The 21,951-nt window shown below is 56.3% G+C and carries 15 protein-coding genes and 1 tRNA gene; 4 read left to right on the forward strand and 12 right to left on the reverse strand.

Translation table 11 applies throughout. The features are described 5' to 3' along the window. Positions 1-141 precede the first annotated feature (141 nt). From dnaG to AC0L8N_RS05390, 3 genes are all read left to right on the forward strand, one after another. Positions 142-1,905 (forward strand): DNA primase, encoded by a 1,764-nt coding sequence (gene dnaG, locus AC0L8N_RS05380; RefSeq protein ID WP_473666539.1) that lies wholly within the window; start codon positions 142-144, stop codon positions 1,903-1,905. A 66-nt stretch (positions 1,906-1,971) separates the two neighbouring features. Next, a complete protein-coding gene (rpoD, locus tag AC0L8N_RS05385; RefSeq protein ID WP_473666540.1) occupies positions 1,972-3,804 on the forward strand; it encodes an RNA polymerase sigma factor RpoD in 1,833 nt (610 codons plus the stop codon). 80 nt (positions 3,805-3,884) lie between these two features. Further along, positions 3,885-3,961, forward strand: a tRNA-Ile gene (locus AC0L8N_RS05390). A 282-nt stretch (positions 3,962-4,243) separates the two neighbouring features. Here the strand turns inward: AC0L8N_RS05390 and AC0L8N_RS05395 are convergent. From AC0L8N_RS05395 to AC0L8N_RS05450, 12 genes are all read right to left on the reverse strand, one after another. Next, the gene (locus tag AC0L8N_RS05395; protein ID WP_473666541.1) at positions 4,244-8,128 is read right to left on the reverse strand and encodes a sensor domain-containing protein; all 3,885 of its coding nucleotides are present in this window, start codon (positions 8,126-8,128) and stop codon (positions 4,244-4,246) included. 444 nt (positions 8,129-8,572) lie between these two features. Next, complete coding sequence (locus AC0L8N_RS05400; RefSeq protein ID WP_473666542.1) at positions 8,573-10,117, reverse strand: TldD/PmbA family protein; 1,545 nt, start codon at positions 10,115-10,117, stop codon at positions 8,573-8,575. Between the two features lie 76 nt (positions 10,118-10,193). Then, positions 10,194-10,802 carry a LysE family translocator gene (locus AC0L8N_RS05405; protein WP_473666543.1) on the reverse strand — a complete coding sequence of 203 codons (609 nt, stop codon included), beginning with the start codon at positions 10,800-10,802 and terminating at the stop codon, positions 10,194-10,196. 41 nt (positions 10,803-10,843) lie between these two features. After that, entirely contained in the window at positions 10,844-11,473 is a 630-nt protein-coding gene (locus tag AC0L8N_RS05410; protein ID WP_473666544.1) for a rhomboid family intramembrane serine protease, read from the reverse strand. Between the two features lie 80 nt (positions 11,474-11,553). Further along, a complete protein-coding gene (locus AC0L8N_RS05415; RefSeq protein ID WP_473666545.1) occupies positions 11,554-13,248 on the reverse strand; it encodes a DUF2207 domain-containing protein in 1,695 nt (564 codons plus the stop codon). Further along, on the reverse strand, positions 13,245-13,802 hold the full coding sequence (locus tag AC0L8N_RS05420) for a LemA family protein (RefSeq protein WP_473666546.1): 558 nt from the start codon (positions 13,800-13,802) through the stop codon (positions 13,245-13,247). Before AC0L8N_RS05420 ends, AC0L8N_RS05415 begins: the two co-directional genes overlap by 4 nt. Positions 13,803-13,814: 12 nt before the next feature. Then, positions 13,815-14,258 carry an MOSC domain-containing protein gene (locus AC0L8N_RS05425; RefSeq protein ID WP_473666547.1) on the reverse strand — a complete coding sequence of 148 codons (444 nt, stop codon included), beginning with the start codon at positions 14,256-14,258 and terminating at the stop codon, positions 13,815-13,817. An 82-nt stretch (positions 14,259-14,340) separates the two neighbouring features. Then, on the reverse strand, positions 14,341-15,468 hold the full coding sequence (locus AC0L8N_RS05430) for a DUF3570 domain-containing protein (RefSeq protein ID WP_473666548.1): 1,128 nt from the start codon (positions 15,466-15,468) through the stop codon (positions 14,341-14,343). A gap of 8 nt (positions 15,469-15,476) precedes the next feature. Next, positions 15,477-15,719, reverse strand: coding sequence for a DUF4266 domain-containing protein (locus tag AC0L8N_RS05435; protein WP_473666549.1), 243 nt, complete (start codon positions 15,717-15,719; stop codon positions 15,477-15,479). Between the two features lie 48 nt (positions 15,720-15,767). Further along, a complete protein-coding gene (locus AC0L8N_RS05440; protein ID WP_473666550.1) occupies positions 15,768-16,445 on the reverse strand; it encodes an outer membrane beta-barrel domain-containing protein in 678 nt (225 codons plus the stop codon). Continuing rightward, complete coding sequence (locus AC0L8N_RS05445) at positions 16,415-17,209, reverse strand: SH3 domain-containing protein (RefSeq protein WP_473666551.1); 795 nt, start codon at positions 17,207-17,209, stop codon at positions 16,415-16,417. Before AC0L8N_RS05445 ends, AC0L8N_RS05440 begins: the two co-directional genes overlap by 31 nt. Beyond that, a complete protein-coding gene (locus AC0L8N_RS05450; protein ID WP_473666552.1) occupies positions 17,160-19,853 on the reverse strand; it encodes an HzsA-related protein in 2,694 nt (897 codons plus the stop codon). Before AC0L8N_RS05450 ends, AC0L8N_RS05445 begins: the two co-directional genes overlap by 50 nt. 914 nt (positions 19,854-20,767) lie before the next feature. Between AC0L8N_RS05450 and AC0L8N_RS05455 the strand changes: the two genes are divergently transcribed. Beyond that, positions 20,768-21,946, forward strand: coding sequence for a hypothetical protein (locus tag AC0L8N_RS05455; RefSeq protein ID WP_473670053.1), 1,179 nt, complete (start codon positions 20,768-20,770; stop codon positions 21,944-21,946). Positions 21,947-21,951 lie beyond the last annotated feature (5 nt).

The following is a 21,951-nucleotide window of genomic DNA, read 5'->3' on the forward strand; positions in this document are numbered from 1 at the left end:
TGCGGCACGATTGGCTATTCTTCCAGTCACGCGCAATAACTGACAGCCATGCCAATAGCGCCGCAGACCAGCGCGAATTTTGACCAAAAGAACCTGCGACAGCGGGCCCCTTCCGCCTGAGAGTACTCGTTTGACAGACCTATGAGCGGCCTCATTCCTCAACATTTTATCGACGACCTGATTGCGCGGGCCGATATTGTTGAAGTACTGGGCCGACGAATCCCGCTCAAGAAAGCGGGCCGCGAGTTCAAAGCTGTATGCCCGTTCCACGACGAGAAAACCCCGTCGTTCACCGTCAGCCCGCACAAAGGCTTCTACCATTGCTTCGGCTGCGGCGCGCACGGCACGGCGCTGGGCTTCCTGATGGAGTTCGAGCATCTGAGTTTCGTTGATGCGGTCGAAGCGCTGGCGTCGCTAATGGGCGTTGAGGTACCGCGCGAAGAAGGTCAGCGGCCTGCGCGCCGTTACGACGAACTCTACGAATTGCTCGCACGCGTCGAACGTCACTACCAGAACGAATTGCGCGACCACCAACCCGCGGTCGACTACCTGAAACGCCGGGACATCGACGGCGCCACAGCGAAGCGGTTTGGCATTGGCTATGCGGCAGCCGGCTGGAGCCAGCTGCTGGACAAGTTCGGCGACACGCCGGATGCGATTGAACGGTTACTGGCGACCGGCCTCATCATCCGCAAAGACAATGGCCAGCACTACGATCGGTTTCGCGAACGAATCATGTACCCCATCCGGGATTCCCGCGGCCGGTGTATTGGCTTCGGTGGCCGGGTCATGGGCAACGACGAACCAAAGTACCTGAATTCGCCGGAAACGGCCCTATTCCACAAGGGTCGTGAATTATACGGTCTGTACGAGGCCCGCCAGGCTATACGCCATATCGAACGACTGGTGGTCGTCGAAGGCTACATGGACGTCATCGGTCTAGCCCGCCACGGCATAGACTTTGCGGTAGCCACACTCGGCACCGCTACCACGGAAGACCATTTGAACCGCCTGTTCAGACTGTCTGACGATGTTTTCTTCAGTTTCGACGGTGACCGGGCCGGTCGCGCTGCCGCCTGGCGAGCCCTGGAAACTGCCCTGCCCCACATGCGGGAAGGCCGGCAGATTCGATTTGTGTTCTTGCCAGATGGCGAGGACCCCGATTCGTTCGTGCAGGAACACGGCACCGCCGCCTTTGAGAAATTGCTCGATACGGGCATGCAATTGTCGGACTTCCTGATCAACGAACTGGCATCGCAGGTGGAGCTCACGTCCGTTGACGGCAGAGCGCGTCTCGCGGAACTCGCGAAACCACTGCTCAGCCGCTTGCCGGACGGATTTTACCGGGAGTTACTGACTGCGACACTGGCAGAGACTGTCGGCTTGTCACCAGCAAAACTTGACGCCTTGCTGAACCGCCCGGCTAAAGGTGCCGCGACTACTACGGCAAAGCCAGCGGGGCGCGAACGGCGCGGCAGCTCAAACAGCACCGGCAAGCCGTCCGTAATCCGGCGCGCCATCACGCTGTTGCTGCACTACCCGCAAGCGGGCCTGGAACTCGACTCAACCGTTCTCGGCGGCATAGACCGCCCGGGTGCCGAGTTGCTGAAAGAACTCATTGAAAGCGTTCAAGCCGACCCCGATATCACGACAGCAGGGTTGCTGGAACGCTGGCGGCATCACAAAGAAGGTCGTCATCTGGGCAAACTCGCCGCCACGGAGCTGCCTCTGAGCGAAGATTTTGACGCCGGGGCCGAATTGGCGGATTGTCTGCGCCAGCTGCGCCAGGCCAGCGCCAAAGCAAGAATCGAAAATCTGATTGAAAATGAGCGACTTGGCGCGCTCTCAGGCGATCAGAAGCAGGAACTCAGGTCCTACCGCCGCGATACGACCAGCGGCGGATAAATCTGGCTTAGAGCCGGTCTAAAGACTATACTTGGTCGTTTGCATTTTTCTAGAGGTCATCCCGTTTTGAGCGAGAAACGCGCAGTGGTTCCGGGCAATAAACAGGCTCAACAGTTGAAGGATCTCATTGCCCGCGGCAAGGAGCAGGGTTACCTGACTTATGCCGAGGTGAATGATCACCTCCCCAATGACATCGTCGATCCCGAACAGATCGAAGATATCGTCAACATGATCAATGACATGGGCATCGCGGTGCATGAAAAAGCACCCGACGCCGAAGAGCTGTTGCTGTCGGATGCAGCCGTGTCAAACGACGAGGATGTTGCCGAAGAGGCGGAGGCCGCGCTGGCCAGCGTGGACGCAGAGTTCGGTCGCACGACCGACCCCGTCCGCATGTACATGCGTGAAATGGGTACCGTCGAGCTGTTGACGCGCCAGGGCGAAATCGAAATCGCCAAACGCATTGAAGATGGCCTCAATCAGGTCAAATTCCACATGGCGCATTTCCCGCCGACTATCGAACGCCTGATCCAGGTGTACGAGGCCGTCGCTGCTGGCGAAACCCGCATGCAGGATTTCATCGTTGGCTTCATCGATCCGAACGCGCCGGACGAAATCAAATCGCCGGTCACAAAATCGGACAACGACGATGACGATGACGAAGAAGAGGAAGTAGTAGACACCGGGCCAGATCCGGAAGAAGTTGCTGCGCGCCTCAAAAGTATCGACAGATTGTTTAAACGAGTTCTGACTGCCCTGGAGAAAACAGGTAGTAAAGACAAGAAAACCGCGAAAATTCGGACTGAGCTGGCAGACCTGATCATGGAACTCAAGCTCGCGCCGAAACTGACCGATGCGCTCGTCAAGCATCTGCGCAGCTCGGTATCAGTTGTGCGCATGCAGGAACGCCAGGTCATGCAGATCTGCGTACGTGATTGCGGCATGCCGAAGAAAGATTTCCTCGCAAGCTTCCCGAAAAGCGAGACTGATCTTAACTGGATCGAAAAACACATCCGCGCAAAGCGTAAGCACTCGTCCAGCCTTGCGAAGATGAAGGATGACGTGCTGCGTGCGCAGCGCAAGCTGGTCGCGGTTGAAACCCTGACCAACCTGAAGATTTCCGAAATCAAGGAAATCAACCGGCAGATGTCGATTGGTGAGGCGAAAGCCCGTCGCGCCAAGAAAGAAATGGTTGAAGCCAATCTGCGACTGGTTATTTCCATCGCGAAGAAATACACGAACCGCGGACTGCAGTTCCTGGATCTGATCCAGGAAGGCAACATCGGCCTCATGAAAGCGGTCGATAAATTCGAGTACCGCCGTGGTTACAAGTTCTCGACCTATGCAACCTGGTGGATTCGACAGGCGATCACCCGTTCGATCGCAGATCAGGCACGGACAATTCGTATTCCGGTGCACATGATCGAAACAATCAACAAGCTGAACCGAATTTCGCGACAGATGCTGCAGGAAATGGGCCGCGAACCTCTGCCAGACGAATTGGCCGAGCGCATGGAAATGCCGGAAGACAAAGTGCGCAAGGTCCTCAAGATCGCCAAGGAGCCCATTTCGATGGAGACTCCGATCGGCGACGACGAGGATTCGCACCTCGGCGACTTTATCGAAGACCAGACGGTGCACTCGCCGGTTGACTCGGCAACATCGGAAGGCCTGAAAGAAACGACGCACTCGGTGCTGGCGGGACTAACCCCTCGTGAAGCGAAAGTGCTGCGCATGCGGTTCGGTATCGACATGAACACGGATCACACGCTGGAAGAAGTCGGCAAGCAGTTCGACGTGACCCGCGAGCGGATTCGGCAGATCGAAGCGAAAGCGTTGAGGAAACTACGTCACCCGACGCGATCGGATCAATTGCGAAGCTTCCTGCTGGAAGACTAGGTAAAACCGCAACAGCAGCGGTCGGCAAAATGACCGCTGCTTTCTATTGCAAATCTGCATTAGAATACCCGCCTTCGCGTGGGCCTGTAGCTCAGTTGGTTAGAGCAGGGGACTCATAATCCCTTGGTCGTAGGTTCGAGTCCTACCGGGCCCACCATTTACTCCCAGCGCTCAAACACGGCCGAGTAACATCGGGTGTTAGGTACATGCGCATCTTTTCGCCCGCCAGGAGACGCGACTCCGCGCAAGCTGGCTGTGAAGATATCGGTGATGGACACTGCGCACTGAAGGCCCAAGAGCGCCAGTGACAGTTCCAAGGAATTGCGGAAAACGAAGACTAGGGGATTTCAGATAGACATCATTCCCCACCTGAACCGGAAAAATTAGCAGCCATCGGCACTTTCCGAACGAACTTCCGGTGACTGGCCCGCTAGGCGGATCAGGTGTCTGCGACCTTGCCCGTGCCCAACGTACGAATGACCTCGAACGCTTCGTCTGGCGGCAATGGACGACCCAGATGATAACCCTGCAATTCATCACAGCCCAGATCACGCAGAAGCGTAACCTGCTCTTCAGTCTCAACACCCTCAGCGATAACCTGAAGATTCATCGCTTTAGCCAGAGAAATGATCGACTTGACTATCGCGAGCCCTTCAGAATCCGGGTGAAGATCGGAGACAAAGCTGCGATCGATCTTGAGCGCATCAATTGGCAGCTTCGCTATGTAAGAAAGTGATGAATAACCGGTACCAAAATCATCTACATAGATCTTGGTGCCTACACTGTGGAAGGTCCGCAGCTTCGGGATGATGCTGTCCACGTCATCCATGATCACACTCTCAGTGATCTCTACGTCAATTGCGCTGCCGGCCTCCTTGGCAACAACCTGCGCCTCAATCAAAGTACCCACCAGGTCCGGTTGATTCAGCTGAATTGGGGAAACATTTACAGCCACACGCGGCGCACATACGCCCTGCTCCTGCCAACGCAAACAATCACTGGCAACCTGACGCAAAGCCCAGCTGCCCGCTTGCAGTATCAAGCCTGTGTGCTCCATCACCGGAATGAAAACATCGGGAGGGACCATCTTGCCGGTCTCGCTGTCCGTCCAGCGCATCAGCGCTTCCAGTCCTCGCAAGACACCCGTGCGCGCACAGACTTTAGGCTGGTACCAGAGTGAAAACTCATTGTCTTCCAGAGCGAGTCTGACGCGATTCTCCAATCGCAAGGACTCTGCCACTCGTTCGTTCATGTCCTTGCTGTACAGAAGGAACCGGATATTACGGAGCCGAGCATTTCGTAACGCAACCTCTGCGTTGCCGAGCAAGGCTTCTGGTGAACTGGCATCCTCAGGAAAAATGGCAATACCTGTTGTCGCGGATACGCATACGTCCTCATCACCCAGACGAAAAGCCTCATCGAAAACAGCATGATTCAAATCTTCCAGCTGATGCCCCGTATCCACCGCATCGAACTTGCCGGTCACCGCGATAGCGAACGTGTTTGACCCAATTCGGGCGACGGTGTCGTGATCATCAATGGTAGCGTCAATACGTTCCGCCACGGCGGCAATCACCGCGTCACCTTCATGTCTGCCGTAGGTCTCATTGATCAAACGGAATCGATCGATGTCGATCACGCTCAATATTGTGCGCAGACCTTGTGCCGAAGACTCTTGCAACTGCCGCGATATCTTGTGGAAGAACAGCGTTCGATTAGGCAGTCCGGTTAATGCATCGTACGAAGCAAGGAAATCAACGCGCTCTTCTTTAGCGATGAATTCCAATCCGAAAGACACGTCTTTAGCCAGCTTACTCAAGAGATTCATTTCTTCGTCGTCGAAGAAGTCTCGTTCGTTTGCGTACAGGACTATAACGCCGAAAGTCTCTCCTTCTACGACCAAGGGCAGTGAGATGACCGAGCGAGCGCCATAGCCAGCTGCGCACTGGCGTAGCGGAGTGGTTGCGCCAGTACGCTCGATATCGTTGTCGAATATGACCTGCTGTTGTGAGATCGCGCTTTCACAAGGTCCGTTCGGCAGCAATTGAATAACTTGCGTCATCATGTCGCTGCTCTCGGCACCCATACCGTACTGAGCAATCATCTGCAGCTCACCGGAACCACTATCGATTGCACCAACCACACCAATGCAGAACTGCCCATCCTCTACAGCAATGCGGCAAGTCTCCTGCAGCAGCTCTGTACGGTTTCGCAAGCGCACAATGGCCGAATTAATACTACCCGTCACCGCCTGAATGCGGTTCAGTCGGGCAATCTTCTGTTCCTGCAAATGACGAATGGTGATGTCCTGAAACAGAATCTGCTGCGCGCCTGAATCCAGGATATTGACGCTGACCTCCGCCGGGAAGGTCGTTCCGTCTTTCCGCCTCAGCCGGCACTCAAACCGAATATCATCACCCGGCAGTAGCTCATCGATTCTGTCCAGCGGCGCACTTCCGTCGTGCAGCGCAAGAATTTCAGCCCGCGCAAGGCCCAACAGCTCTGATTCATAGTAGCCAAGCAATTCGCAGCATCGACTGTTCACGAGTTCAACTATGCCGTCGCGATTGCTGATCACGATGCCGGTCGCCGCCTGCTCAATGAGTTGCCGGAACTTCAGCTCGCTCGCTCGAATCGCATTTTCCGCGTGCTTACGTTCGGTAAGGTCCCGCGTGATACCGAGGATCTCGCGTACGTCGCCATCCTGATCCATGAGGGGTACGCAGGTAATACGTAACGAGCGGGCACCGGAGTCCGGAATAGTAATATCAACTTCGACGGCACTAATCTGCTTGGTAAGAAATGCCTTGCGCAAGTTGGGCATGTAAGCCTGATATACCTCCGGCGGGAACACCTCTTCATCGCGTTTGCCGATGAAAAAGCCCGGTGGCTGGCCAGTAACGACTCGGGTCGCATTGTTGATGTACTGAATACGCAGGTCAGTGTCGTAAATGACAACAACATCAGGAATGTTTGCGAGCGCACGACGGAATCGTTGCTCGCTGGCATGCAACGCGATCTGGGAGTGCTTACGCTGGGTAATGTCCCGGCAAACAAAGAACAGGAACTGTTGTGCATCGAATCTGGCGGTCGTGCAGCTCACTTCGGCATCGATGATGCTGCCATCTCGCTTGCGCAGCTGCGCTTCGAAAGTCTCGCCGTCCTTCGCGAGCGTAACCCAGTCCGCCACCACCAACTCGCGTGTTTGACTGTCGACGATCCAATCCCAGGGATGCAGCTGCGTTACCGCCGCGGCGGGATATCCGATCATGTCAGCAAAACTGCTGTTGGCTTCTACAACGTTTTGATTTGCATCAAGGACGAGAATGCCGTCTTTCGCTTTTTCAAACAGTATGCGCCGACGTATGGCTTCGTGCTCCAGCGCCTCATCAGCCCGCCGTCGCAGGATATCCTCCCGGTTGATTGAAGCAGCAGTCAGCCAGATCATCGCGATGAACGCGAGCACACTGGCTGTTGCAAACAAAGCCAGGCCGAATTCCAGTTCGTAGAGTCCCGCCCGCTCCCCTTCCAGTCGTGCCCAGCCGATCAGCACTGGCAGCACCACGCCAAAGGGCAGCAGGGTGCGCGCGAGGCGACTACCGCGACCGTCGGCCGCCAGCACACCCAATGGTCCCTGATCAGGATGAACGCCCAGGATACCGATTGATGCTACGGCGAGTAGCAGTGAGGTATGAATCGAAAGTCCGGAAAAGAACGGCACGGCGTACAACGATTGCGCATCGTAAACATGGCCGATCAGGCCAATCAAACCCAGTGCGCCAACGACCACCCCGAGAATCAGTGAAGGTCGCAAGCCTCCCTTGGTGCGCCAACCTATCGTCAATGCAGCGATCGATGTCAGTAGCAGCCCACTCGAGGTCGCTGCGGACATTTGCGCGACGTAAGGGCTATCGGCACTTTGCTCGTAAGTAAAAAACCACTGGTTGGTATCCATGCCAAGCATGAACACGTAATCGAGCAAGCTGGCGACCGTCAGTAAACCCGCCACTGCCGCCGCCGCACGGCCGATCATGCGCGGCGTAGGCGCATCCTTGATGCCGCCGGGCAAGACGAAAGTAACACCGAGCAACAGGAAACATAATGCGGTACTGAAACTCATGGTCGCCCAGTTCGGCAGCCATCGAGTTATATGACCAATACCAGTAAGCCAGCCCAAGAGGACCACGGCACCTACAACCAACATGATCTTGCCGGCGTTTCTGGATATGCGCGCGCGAATTTCGCGCGGCCGCGGCTGATACGGCAAGCTCATGGCGCTTGCCGACAAACGCGCGATCTCGCTGGCAGCAGCCTTCTGGTTCACGGTCGGAAACCCGTGCGGGACAACAGCGGCAAGAACGTGTGCTGCCCGGTTGGCAACAACGCTGGCCGCGTCGTCGATCCAGACCGAACGCCGCGCCAATTGGCTAGTGAAATACCCATTATTCCCATATACAGTTTTCGACTGGCGAGTCTACCAAATCTGGCTATATGTAAAGTGAATTCCCGTCACATCGGCCGGCTGAAACTGGCTGAAACAAGGGCCCGTAAGGCTGCCGGGTCTGTCGATCGGCACCCAACATTTTTTGCCAGGCCCCAGCCTGCGCAGCCCATTGCATGACTCCCGGCAGTCCTGACAAGTCTGGGCAGTTCCCGTGCATGGTGGTAAACGCAGTCCATCGGCCTACAGACTGTATCGGCGCTGTCGCCGGATTCTTGATGGGCTAGCGCCAGATAGTCCGGAACCGGGCATTGAACAACAATGGCTTCAGGCGTCTGGCTGAACCTTCATCTGAGGCACCAATACAGTAGGCATACCCAGCGACACCGGCACTCTTTGCCCTCGCTTACCGCACGTCCAGCCACCGTCCGCCAGACGGCTGTCGTCAGCCACCATCGAAATGTCCCGCAGCACATCGGCACCGTTGCCAGCGATCTGCAAGTCTCTGAGCGGCATCGTGATTTTGCCGTCTTCTACAAGCCACGCGTTCTTCACGTTGAAACGAAAATCACCGCCGCCGAGCTGTACCTGACCGCCCGTATAGGTTTCCGCAATAATGCCGCGTTTGACAGTTTCGATGATTTCGTCACGCGTGTGCGGACCGTTCTCCATGAAGGTGCAACTCATGCGTGGTGTGGGTTGATGCATGAACGATTCACGACGTGCCGATCCCGTGGACGTGACGGAGAATTGGCGTGCTGTGACAGAGTCGTGTAACAGCGAAGTGAGTCGTCCGCTCTCAACGAGCGGAGTGCGCCCGCAAACTGTGCCTTCATCATCGACGCTCAATGCGCCGCGCTCGAAAGGTATCGTTGCCTCATCGACAATGCTGACGATGTCAGCGGCCACTTTCTCACCGCGTTGTCCCGTGTAGCGACTATCGCCACTTTGCACGTAATCGGCTTCAAAGCTGTGACCTATCGCTTCGTGCAACACCACTCCGCTGTTGCCGGCGGTGAGAATCACTGGCAAATCGCCGGTCGGTGCCTGGCGCGCTTCAAACTGAATCAGGGTACGCTCGCTGGCCCGCCCGCCCAGGCCGGCCAAGCGTTCGTCGGTATACCAGTCAAGACCCGCGCGCGCTGACAGGCTGGCGAAGCCGGAGACAACCTGGCCTCCCTGCTCCGCAACGGCCTGTGCGCTAAGCCTCGACAATGGCCTCCGGTCTGCCAACAGGCGGCCATCAAGGGTGGCTATCAATACGCGTTCGTCGGAATCGCTCCAACGCAATTGCACGTCATTGATCGACGGATCAGCAGCACGGACAGCAGTGTCTATTCGCCGCAACCGTTGCCGAAGTTCTGCCGCGTTCAACTGCTCCATATCCAGATGCTGGTCATACATCGCTGCCGGCTCGACCCACCGGTAGTTTTCGGTCGGCAGCACTTCAACCAATGTCTCGTTGCCAATCATCGAGACAGCCGCCTTCGCTGCGGCGAGCATGCCTGGGAGTGTCAATTCTTCGGTATAGGCGAAGCCGCTGGTCGCACCAATGACAACCCGCAGACCAACACCAGCGATAACCGTGACCTGCTGCGTTTCGGCGCGGCCGTCTGCCAATTGCAGCACACTACTGCGCTTGTGTTGAAAATAGAGCTCCGCTGAATCGGCACCCTTGCGGGTCAGTTCACGCATCACCTGACTGATCATCGACTCATCTATCGCGAAGCTGCTCAGGAACGGATTGAGCGGTTCTTCGGCGACATCGAGACCTAACGGCGAAACACCGCAGGACGCCAGAAACGGTGTGAGCCCCAGCATAGTTCCGCCAGCGGCGAAACGGCTAACAAACTGGCGTCGTGCTTTATTCATCGGGTCTCCGTCGGTAACTCGTGTTTTGATCGTATGACGACCTTGCCGGCTCGCCCGTTCGTGCAAGCGCGTACAGCTAGTTGCCGGTCCGGCTTGCGGCCAGTAAACCGCCCGCTCCAAGTAGCAACATTCCGGTAACCCGGTCTTTCCATCTGCCCATCCGCTGGAGCAGTGGTCGGGCTACTGACGCCAGCACTACCCAACCAGTATCGCCAACAGCAACAATCAACAGGTACAACAACGCCAGACCCGGCAAGTGCCAGCTCGACGTCGCATTTGCCGGCAGAAACTGCGGCAAAAACGCCGCATTGAATAGCAATGTCTTAGGGTTCGATATGGCCAATATCGCGCCACGTGCAATCGCCACCCGCATCGGCAGTTGCGGCATCGGCTGCTCTCCACGTTGCTCGGCGCGATAAAATGCATGTACACCCATACCGATCAGCACCGCAACGCCTACCCATTTGGTCCAGAACAATGCACCGGCAACGACCGAAAGTAACGCGGTATAGCCAGCCACAACGATGGCCAGTTGCGCCATAAGGCCAATCGTTGTTCCAGCCACCGTGGCCAAACCCAAGCGACGGCCATACTGCAGACTGGACGCCACTATCAGTGCCACATTCGGGCCAGGTACAAGTACCAGAATCAAACTCGCCACAGTCAATGCGAAAATATTATCCATGCTTCACAGGCCCTGATACCTGGCAGGTAGGACAGAACAAGTCAACGACGGCGCTGCACGCGCCAGTACTGCAACAACAGGAAGCCGAACAACATGCCACCCAGATGGGCGAAATTGGCAACACCCGGTGACCGCCCGCTGAGACCCAGATACAGCTCCATCAAGCCGTAGAAGAACACGAAATACTTGGCCCGCATCGGAATGGGTGGAAACATCAGCATGACCATGCGATTGGGAAAGAACATTGCATAGGCCAGTAGCAGACCGAAGATACCGCCAGATGCGCCGATCGTCGGGTAAATCCCTCCCTGCAGAGACGCAACCAGTAACTGCACGGCTGCCGCACCCACAACACAGCTCAGGTAGTAGCTGAGAAAACGTGCTGGCCCGAGCAGTCTTTCGATATCACGACCAAACATCCACAAGCCGAACATGTTGAAGAAAATGTGCGTCGGACTGCCGTGTAGAAACCCATAGCTCAATAACTGCCACGACTCAAACTCGGGCCTTACCGATGCGACTGGCCACAGTGCGAAGTAATAGAGCAGGAACGATTCCTGGTACTGTTGCGCCGCGTACGCCAAGCCGTTCAATACCAGCAGTACAAATATGACAGTGGGAATGGTGCTGCTGTCGTAAGCCGGGCGGCGTTGATAAACGTGCTGTGTCAAACCTGGGTATTCCTTTCGTTGCTAGCGCTTGCGCCTCGACAATGTTCGACACGCTTTAGTAAGACTCGTTCGTTACGCGGCTACCAGCCGCCGCCGCCGCCGCCACCACCGCCGCCACCGGAAAAACCACCTCCGCTGCTACCGGACGATGAACCGGGCGGCGACATCGATGAACTGATCGCGCTGGTGAAACTCTTGCCGAGGCCGGCCACAGGCTGACCCGGATTGAGACTATTCCAGGTACCGCTGTACCACAACGGGTGATACGACGTGCCATCAGTCTGCTGCAATCGGGCAAAAACCGCACTGAACTTCTCAGCCCAGGCTTGCTCAACTCCCAGCGCCAACGCAAAGGGCAGCAACGATTCGAACAGTTCTGGCGTCTTGCGCGGAGGGTTGCGGAGCTGTAACTCGTCCTTCTCAGCAATCTCCAGATATTCGCGAAACCCTGCCGTTTCATCCAGCACCTTGCGACCGATACCGGTCGTCTGTTTCAGCAGGTAGACGAATAGCACGATGCTGGCCAGCATCAATGCCAACACGCCAAACACGGCCAGTTTCGGGCCATTGCTGCCGCTGAATACCAGGATGACGGTGGCAACGGCAATCACGATGGCCGGGAGGTTCATCAGTCCGTTGGTACGAAACAGCCTGTTTCGGTAATCCTTGCGCAGGGATTTCCTGTGCGCGCTTTGTGCAGAGCTGAATACCCGATGATTGGTATTCGAAAGCACCACACTCGGCGCACTGGCGAACAGTGCCTCGTATAATTCTGCCTCGCCTTTCGCAAGGGGCAAACGTTCAATCGTCGACTCGACCTTTCGAAGTGTGTACTCATCATCGGCGTTCGCGATAGTCAGGTAGCCTTTAACAGCGAGATTGAGCACTGCTGCTGTAAACACCTTGCTGTCGTACCCCATGCGACCGATATAACGCAAAGATGCCGGTGAAAAGCCTGCCGGCGGTTCGTAGCGGGCGAACGAGACGCCGGGTTGTGGATCCCGCCCGAAGGAATACCAGACTGGAACGTAGTACAGCAGCAATGCCAGAAAACCGGCTAACGCAAATAACAGATCGCGGTTGTCACGAATCAGCCAGACCAGCTGCTGCTGGCGATCAGGTTCTGTGACCAGGCCTTTTGGCCAACTGACGGCGATCGTCAAACCCGAACCGGCCGGTAAGGTGCTGCTGGTCGAAAAGCCCGCCAGCCTGTTTATCTTGCTATACGTAAAAGCTTTTTCTGTCGCCCCCTGCCTTCCTGTCCACGCATCTGCACCGATGTCAGCGGCAGCGACGGCGAACGGGAAACGCACGGTAGCTACAGCTCTATCGATCGGAAAGTCCCAGCCAAGACCGGTTACATTCCAGTAAAGTTCATCGTAGTCGGTGAAAAAACCCAGCATTCGTTCGGCCGTATAACGAAATGTATAGGTGTAGGTACCCGGCTCCAGGAATACATCAGCGCGCCCGAAATACGTGCGCACTCCGTTGCCATAAGACTCGCTGCGCATACCGTCCGCCCGACCATCACGCAATACGCTCAGCGGCTCATAGTCGACAACGACGTTGTTGCCATACTGGTCTTTGTAGCGAGTCGGAAAATCGCGATAAATTCCGCGGCGAATCTGCCTGGCTTCGGAGCGCACAGTGATCGTCTCAACGACTTCAATCGTGGCATCCTGGCGAACGAGGATGTCGGCGCTGAAGTCCAGGATTCGTTCATCAGCAATTGCCGCCATCGGCAGGCACAAGCACAGCCACAACCAACGCTTCATTCGACACTGCCCAAATTGACCAACGGCACATTGGCCACGTCGTCCGACGATTTTTGAAAATACTCTCGCTGACCAAAACCGAAAAGTGACGCAATGAAATTATGCGGCACGGATTCGACCCGCGTATTCAACGCGCGCACAGCACCGTTGTAGTAGCGGCGGGCGAACTGCAAATAGTTCTCCGTCTCTACCAGCTGCTCCTGAAGCCTTGCGAAATTCTGGTTGGCTTTGAGGTCCGGGTAGTCTTCCGCCAGCAGCAGAATGCCTTTGATTTGCTGACCGAGACGTTCTTCAATGTCACCGCGCTCACTGATGCCCACGTTGCTCCCTGCGCTGTCACGCAATGCCGTCACCGACTCCAACGTCGCCCGTTCGTAGGCCGCGTACTGCTTTACCGCTTCGACCAGTTGCGGCACCAGATCATGGCGACGCTGTAACTGGACATCAATATCACTCCAGCCCGCATCGACCCGGTTACGATCACGCACCAGGCGGTTGTAAAGAACCGCTACGAGAATACCGAGCGCAATCAGAAGCAATATGATGAGTTCCATCAGGTCAGTCCGCTAGCCGGAAACGTCAAGATCAACACTGTCGCCCAGCCGGATGTCGCCACCGGCCAGCACGGTGCACGCAACGCCACCACGCCAGTCGGGCGACAATGCCGCGCGCAGACCGTCACACTGTTCATCCATGCGTGAGCAGGGGTCGACCTCCATAGTCACGAGCAGGCGAATCTCGCCTATGCGGATAATATCGCCCGCCCGTTGCGGTAACGGGAGGCCGTCGATGAGGAGGTTTGAGCGCCGCGTGGTCCACGGCAGTTCGCGCCCGAGGTCGGCGCAAACGCGGCGCCAAGCTTCAGCCGAAAGGACGGTTACCTGACGTTTTCCGGGGCGACCTCTGAAATCATCAGCGACACCGCTGGCGGTGGTGATGGTCGCTGCGTCCAGCAACTGCATTGGCGCTCGCTTGGCGTCTCGCCGTGCAATACCTGCAACGCTACCCATATAGCCTCCTGACCGACTTCCAGTAGCGAGGCATTGTACGGAATTTCGGAGCGCACAGGGGACTCATCCCCCGCTCAGGCGTTCAATACCAGAACGAGAAATAGACCTGAATAATATCGGCATCCAGCTGGTACAGCGGCTCACTGCCGACGACAGCACTGCCGCGCAGATCCGCGAAATCGTGATAGTCGACAGACAGAATGTCCAGCGACAAGTTTACTGACCCCTTGTCTATGAATCGCCAGCCGCGGCTAAGGAACTCGTAACTTGCTGCAAGAGTCAGCGTATTGCTGGTCAACGGACTCAGCTCCTTGTCACGCGCGCGGAAGTTGGTCGCTTCAGCGCGTGGAAACAAGTCATTGTAGAACGCGGCACCGGTCTGATCGTGCCAGCGGTACTTGGCCTCGAAGGTCCATGGCCCGATCGGGTGCGTGTAGGAAATCGCTGCGGTGTGCGAGTTGATATCCCAGGTGTCCGTAAAGTACCGGTACTCACCCTGAATTGCCGCCCGGTAAGGAAGGTAGTAGCGTGCCCGCAAACCGACCGCATTGCTGGTCCGGGTTGCCGGGTACAATTCAGGCTCGAAGCTGTAACCGGTGGCACTCGCTGAATCCGCATAGCGAACCGAGCGGTACGGGTTATTCAAGAACCCTTCATCAGTGATGGTCTCGATATTCAACGCCGTGATCAGATTGCGGGTCAAAATCTGCGTTAGGCCGATACCGTAGTGCTGCCGCGTGTTGTCACGCGCAAACTCCAGATCGTCTGAACGGCCCACCACGTCATTACCCAGTGCATAGCTCAAGGTCAACGTCGTGAGATCGCCGAACATGTCCTGACTGACACTGAATCCCCAGGTCTTGGCGTCGAAATCGCTTTCCACGCTGCTGGTAAAACCCAGCGTCATCGTCGTATTGCCGCGCAAATAGTCCATACCGAGAGACCATTGCTCGCGCTCTTCCGTGTACGGGCTTGCGGTTGTCACAACGTCGATGGATGCAGAGCTGACCATATCAACGTAGTAGTTGCCAACCACCGAGACGTTCTTGCCCACTTGCTTGCGCATGAGCAAAGACGGCCCGTCAATCTGCACCCCACCACCGTCATACAGGTGATAAAGAATGTCGCTGCGGTCTTCCGGCAGCACACCGGCATGCGCCGTCGGTACGACGACGGCCAGCAAAATAATAAAATGTCGGAAATGCCGCATCAGCTGTCTCAGTTGCAGCCGCAGCCGCCGCCGGCCGCGCCTTCGCCGCCGCGAGCGCCTTCCCGCGCTTCGTAGACGTGCTGAATGTAGGCGCTCGATACCGGGTTGGCATCCAGGAACATGATCGGATCGGCCAGGCGGTCGCGCTCGTAGGGTTTCACCCACGGTTCAATGCTGCTGCAGCCGCTGGCGGCAACAATCAGCAACATTCCCAGCACTAAACGGCCAGTTTGTAAGGTACTCATATTCATTTTCCCAAGCTTAGCCCGGCCATTAGTCGGCGGACTGTGATCCCTGTATCAGAAGAACACCGTCAAGCCGAGGTGTCCTTCAAGGTTATGCACGGTCTTTTCCTCACCCAGCAAATCGATATCAAACAAGTGATCGCGAACGTCGAGGTGTATGGCCAACATGTCAGTCAGGAGAAAGCGGTAGCCCGCGCCGAAGTTCACGGTAAACCGGTCGTCTCCGGCGAAGCGTGTCGATCCTAAACCTGCAATCAAGTACAAATTGCTGTTGTAAGCGCGGCGCTCACCGACAAACGCTTCGCCCGGCAATATGTTGTAGCCGAGATTCAGGTTGTAATAGGTAAATCGTCGTTCGCTTTCCGAGAGCAACGGTGCGCCGCCACTCAGGCGTTCGAAACTCGTCAGGCCCGTTTCCGTCTGGCCAATCGTGCCTTCAACGAAAAAACCCTCGGTGACGTGATAGGCGATACGCGCGCCGTAGACGACGTTCGATTCGAAGTCTTCTACACTCATGATGCCGACATAGGCCCCGATCTCGAAGTCTTCTGTATCGATATCGGCTTCACGAATTTCCCGCCGCTCTACTTCCGGCTCAATGACCTGACCGGCATCTTCGGCAGGCGGTGGCGCTGATTGCGGCCCCATGCCAAACAGATTGCGCGTCGCCGCACAGCCGCTCATGCTGATCATCAGCACAATCAGAAAAAGAACGCGAATCCGACTTTCCATTCTTCCACTTCCTCGTTGTCGTCACGACTTGTGAACACCACGTAGCTCTTGTACTCCGCACGAAGCATGAAGCGGCGCGTTGTATAAATTCTGAAACCGGCACCAGCATGTGCCGCCTGATCTGTCCGGTCTTCACCTTGCACGATAGTTGATTTCGGCGCTGTGTGAATCACACCGGTTCCGAGCGTAAAAAACGGCGAAATGCGCCAATCAGGCCAGGTCTCGTGGATAACATTAATACTGCCAGCCCAACCGTTGGAGACATTGCCAAGGATCTGCGATCCCCACAATTCGATACCAAGATGGCGGTTCAGCGAATAACCGCCGTAAACAGAGATAATGTTCGCTCCACCAAAATCGCCTGCCAGCAAACCCGCTTCCCAGCGCGAATCCGTGAAGTCGCTTTGGTCCGCTTCCGCAAACTCGATGTTCGAACCGGACGGTTGCAACGTGCGTTCCATCTGGTCGCGATGCACCCAGCCTTCGGTCTCGTTCGGCATCCGCACCAGGAACCAGTCGGTACGGCGCTTCAGGATAGTGACTGTCTCACCGCGTTCGGCGATATGAAATATCGGGTAGCCGCGACCCGGCCCCGTATGCATTTCCAGATAGGGGTCGGCCACTGTGACAGCGGCATCAACTTCGGCGGCCTCGGCAAGCGGTAGTTCGGCAGCCAGGCCCAGGAAACTGAGCAGGAACGCTGCGAGATACGGCTTAATTTTGAGGGACGTCGAAGGGGTTGTTGTAATACTGCGCTCCGACATCCAGCCATTCCGCAAGCAATCGTTTTTCCGCATCGGACAGATAAGCATCGTGACTCTGCCCGGCCTCAAACCGGCTGAAGAACCGGCTGGACGCATTCGCGCCCGCAACATTCATCGAAGGATTGACGTTGACCGTCACCAGAATGGGATTTCCATCGTCATCCAGGCCGGCCTCAACCAGTCTATCCTGTACCGCACCCATATTAAGCTCTTGTTCGTTATCGGGAAACAGCAATTCCCGGTACGAGTTGAATTGATCCGGCTCATCCGGTGACAAACCATCGGCGAGATCCAGCTGTCCGGCCGGCACTCGCGGCGCATTCTCGTCATCCACCGGCGTATGACAATTGGTGCAGTCATTGGTCATTGGCATGCCGTCGCCATCGAGCACAGGGTTGCCCATGTCATCCAGAACCGGTCGCGCCGCTGCCCACAATGGGTGGATGTGTGTTTCGTAATTAATGACAATCCGGCAATTCGATGCCCATGGCTGCGTAATGCAATTCAGGCTCGTAGGCGGTGTGGTTGTTAAATCGGAATACGCATAACTGAAACTGGCATCTGCTGCGCGGCCAGCAGCGACTTCATCCGTCCACACATCGTCGTATTCAAGATCCATTGATGGCTCGATCGACGCGCAATCGGTCGCGCAGGTAATTCGCGCGCGAATTTCCGCCATGGTCTCTCCGACCTCACCGACAAACCACTCGGCCCGGGTATTGGGATAGGAAACACCCGCGACCGACGCACCGGCCCATGCCGACGGAAACGCGTCACTGCGTCCGTGTGACAAGCCACTTTGCGGTACATGGCAACCATTGCACTCAAGCACCTGACCAGGCCGAACCTGCATCCAGTTCTGGTGCCGTGCCGTAATACGGTGGCCGTCTTCATCCAGCACACTGACACCGAACGCGACATTGGCCGGCACCTTGACCATGACGGATCCATCCGGCTCTATCGGCGCGTAACCCACGATTTCTTTCATGCCCTGTGCACGGTTTCGACCGAACGCGGTGTTATCAAGGTCGACAATGTCGTCGTTCGGCAATGACACTGCTTTTACGATGCGCAAGAACCGGGCCGGGCGATCCGCAGCCAGGGTTTGCCCCGGATCAGCAAGCGCGGCGATGTTCGCTACAGCGCCGCCGTCAAAGTCGTAAACGCTGCGAATGTTGATGACGCCAGCACCCTCAGCAACCAGATCCGGATCAGCATCAAACCTGTTTTCGCTATCGAGAATAACCGGCGGCAAGGTTCGCGGATCAGCCGAGACAACTTCGGTATAAGCAAAGCCATCTTCCGGCGGCACGACTGGCAGTTGCGTCTGGTCGCGCGGGTCGTACATCCAGATTCCGTAAACAGGATCCGCTTCCTGCAAGTCGGCGTCCGCAAGATTCTCATCTGTGCACGGATAGATAACCGGCAATTCGCCCATCGGAGGTGGTGTGACATCCGTCAACCGGCACTGGCTCCAGCTCAACAATATACGGCCAGTCCCGTCCAGAACCGGGTACATCGACTGGTAACGACCACCGGGAGACGGCTGATTAACTTCAGTGACAACCGCATTCACAGTTGCCGTTGTTTGCGCTGGCCCTGTCAGACCCGCGTTATCAAGATTCGCCTGTGCGTTTTCAATATAGACCGGGGTATCGATAACCACGATATCGCCGCCATCATCCGTATCGGTAAATGGCCGAACGAGCGTCATCATCCGGCCATCTTCCAGTTCGCGCGGCTTAAGAAACTGAATGATCTGACCGTTGGTTCCGGTGGCGTGGCTGTGCTGCCCGTACAGCAATTCCAGATTCGAACCATCCGGGTTCATTCGGTACAGATTGATCGCGTTGTTTGTGGCTGCGTTGTCCCAGCGACTGAACACAACCTGCCCGTTGGAGACAACGGTCGCATCGATATCGTGACTCTGGTTGTACGATACCTGCTCTATATTCGTGCCATCCTCATTCATGACGTGCAATACGAACGCGTCTTCGTTCTGGTCTTCATCTTGTGCGGCAAATTGCGGCTTGCCTTCGTCCAGCAATACCGCGCTGGAACGCAGTTGCCGGGTCGAGGAGAAAATGATGCGGCCATCCGGCAGATAGTGCGGCGCCAGGTCGTGACCGATCTCGGCACTCAAGTCCGATGCAATCACGCGACGAAGCGTATCTGTCGCAATTTCGTATTCCCAAATATTCCAGGTTGGCTGATCCTCGTCATCGAGTGCGAGGTTCAAATCAACAGGACTGCGCATTGCGAATAACAAACGCGTGCCGTCATAGGATATTTCTACGTCTCGAACTGCACCCAGACCGTTGGTCTCGCGTTCGGTGATATTCACTGCCAGCGCGCTGGGCGACGCACGGTCACGGACGAACAGATCCGCGCCGAAATTAAAGGTGATGAGTTCGCGGGCATCGGATGGCTGAAACTCACCCTGATTGTCTACAGCAAGCGGCTCGCGGATATACGCAATCGGAAAATCGATTACCACCGGATCTGCGTCCTGGCCTGAGCCGATACTGACGCCATCGCCACCGCCGCCGCATGCGCTTAGCGCAGCAACAGCAAGCAACGACGCAGCGAAACGAAGTCCACTCGTCTTGATTGTCGTCTCTGTCGATCGCAAATCAGTAGTCATCTCAGTTACCTCGGACATCCGTCGAAATGACAATGTCCACAAGTCGTACACGTAGTCAGCAACACGGGCATCCCTCCCCAATCGCCAGAAACCATTCTGGAACGTGCACAACTTCAACGATTCATAGTGGACGTGGCGCAACTCGCATACCGTTAACGCGATCACAATCTGTCGGTGTTTGTCGCAGATAAAAGTCTGTTAACGCCAGGCCATGTTTACAACGTGCGCAATATGCACGCGGCGCAGTATAAGAGACCGACTGCACGCAAAGTAATGTCTCGAAACCACGACAGTGCGCAATGTCAAATTTTGCTGATGCTCTCCCGGACCAAGCTCAGATCACGGAGAGACGACAATGTACAAATCTTCGCTCGCACATTTTTTTCGCCCGTTCGTCGGACGCCCGGTCACAGAAATTCGGCCCATTAAAATGTCCGTATCGGGTTTCCTGGCGTTGTCCCTGACTGTCACACTGTCTCCTTCCACCGACAGGCTTGCGCGTCAATAAAATCAGCGACTTGGCCGCAAAGCCCGGATTAGCTGTACGGACCCGCCGACAAGCGCTTGACATATCGTGGTCATCCGGGACACCCGCGAATATGGCGTATCTTATTGAATTAACAGTACTTTCCGAACATTACCCGGCGGCGGTCGCGGGCTGGCACAGCAATTGCTTTGCTTTATACCGAAACGTGCAGGGAACAGCGTTGACGTTCACGCGAAACACCGGCTTTGTGAATGCTTTCACGGTGACGTGTGTGAACTTGCTGCATAGTTTTGCCGCTCAGACCGTGGATCGACACTAACTTACAAGAACGGCGCTGCCACGCTTTGCGGGAAAAGCACTAACGAACACCGGCGCGCTCACTACCGCTGATCAAGCATCTGAAAATGGAATGACTATGGACAACAGGATGTCGACCCGAATTCGCAAATCCGCTATTGACGCAATACTGCGCATCCTGCCGCTTGCAGCAATCTGCATTGGCATGGCGAGCGTTGCAGATGCTGGACCGCGCGAACAAGCCAAGCGCATTCACGATCGCATCGCCGGCGTACCGCCGACAGAAGCGGTTCTGGCGCAGATGGAAGCGGAGATTGCGGCTAACCCGGTAACAGCAGCTTACACAGCCATGTCCAACCCAAACTTCTACAACGTCACCTTGAAGAATTTCGCGGCGCCATGGACCAACCGTGAAGGCAACGTGTTCGTACCGCTTAACGACTATATCGCCACGGTCGTTGGCATGATTCGCGACGACGTGCCATTCAACACGCTGTTATCCGCTGATTTGCTGTACGTCGGCGCGCCCTCTCTCGGCCTGCCAGCCTATTCCATGAACAACAACGATCATTACGAACAACTTGAACGCAACGGCATGGACATGCAGGCCGGCCTTGTGGCAACAGCGCAGTCTGCCGTACCTGGTGGTCTCCCGCCCGAAGCCACCGCAGGCATATTCACGACTCGCGCTGCTGCTGAGTCCTTCTTCGTCGCGGGCACCAATCGTGCGATGTTTCGTTTCACAATGCTCAACCACATGTGTAACGACATGGAGCAAGTGCACGACACACGGCTCTCGCCCGACCGAATCCGGCAGGATGTCAGTCGCAGCCCGGGCGGCGACAGCCGTCTGTTCCTGAATAACTGTATCGGTTGCCATACCGGTATGGATCCGATGGCGCAGGCATTCGCTTACTACAACTTTAACGAAACCAGCGGCAGCATCGAGTACACGCCCGGTACTGTTCAGCCGAAGTATTTCAACAATGAAAGCAACTTCCCGTTTGGCTTTCGCACGCCGGACGACTCCTGGGAGAACTACTGGCGTGAGGGACAAAACCAGTTCCTCGGCTGGGATAACGCACTACCCGGCAGCGGCAACGGCGCAAAGTCGATGGGTGAAGAGCTCGCAAACAGCGATGCATTCGCCAGTTGCCAGGTGAAGAAAGTATTCCGCGCAGTGTGTCTGCGCGATCCGGAGGATGCCGCCGACCGAGCACAGGTCTCGCAGATGGTCACCTCTTTAAAGACCGGCTATCGCATGAAGCAGACGTTCGCAGAAGCGGCCGTCTACTGCATGGGCCAGTGAGGAAG

The sequence above is a fragment of the Woeseia sp. D3-10 genome (assembly GCF_055809415.1).

Bases quoted from the DNA above. Each gene is read 5' to 3' on its own strand.
- AC0L8N_RS05405 (WP_473666543.1), bottom strand. From the start codon at position 10,802: ATGGATAATATTTTCGCATTGACTGTGGCGAGTTTGATTCTGGTACTT.
- AC0L8N_RS05450 (WP_473666552.1), bottom strand. From the start codon at position 19,853: ATGACTACTGATTTGCGATCGACAGAGACGACAATCAAGACGAGTGGA.
- AC0L8N_RS05435 (WP_473666549.1), bottom strand. From the start codon at position 15,719: ATGAATATGAGTACCTTACAAACTGGCCGTTTAGTGCTGGGAATGTTG.
- AC0L8N_RS05420 (WP_473666546.1), bottom strand. From the start codon at position 13,802: ATGGAACTCATCATATTGCTTCTGATTGCGCTCGGTATTCTCGTAGCG.
- AC0L8N_RS05415 (WP_473666545.1), bottom strand. From the start codon at position 13,248: ATGAAGCGTTGGTTGTGGCTGTGCTTGTGCCTGCCGATGGCGGCAATT.
- AC0L8N_RS05430 (WP_473666548.1), bottom strand. From the start codon at position 15,468: ATGCGGCATTTCCGACATTTTATTATTTTGCTGGCCGTCGTCGTACCG.
- dnaG (WP_473666539.1), top strand. From the start codon at position 142: ATGAGCGGCCTCATTCCTCAACATTTTATCGACGACCTGATTGCGCGG.
- AC0L8N_RS05445 (WP_473666551.1), bottom strand. From the start codon at position 17,209: ATGTCGGAGCGCAGTATTACAACAACCCCTTCGACGTCCCTCAAAATT.
- AC0L8N_RS05440 (WP_473666550.1), bottom strand. From the start codon at position 16,445: ATGGAAAGTCGGATTCGCGTTCTTTTTCTGATTGTGCTGATGATCAGC.
- AC0L8N_RS05425 (WP_473666547.1), bottom strand. From the start codon at position 14,258: ATGGGTAGCGTTGCAGGTATTGCACGGCGAGACGCCAAGCGAGCGCCA.
- AC0L8N_RS05400 (WP_473666542.1), bottom strand. From the start codon at position 10,117: ATGAATAAAGCACGACGCCAGTTTGTTAGCCGTTTCGCCGCTGGCGGA.
- AC0L8N_RS05455 (WP_473670053.1), top strand. From the start codon at position 20,768: ATGTCGACCCGAATTCGCAAATCCGCTATTGACGCAATACTGCGCATC.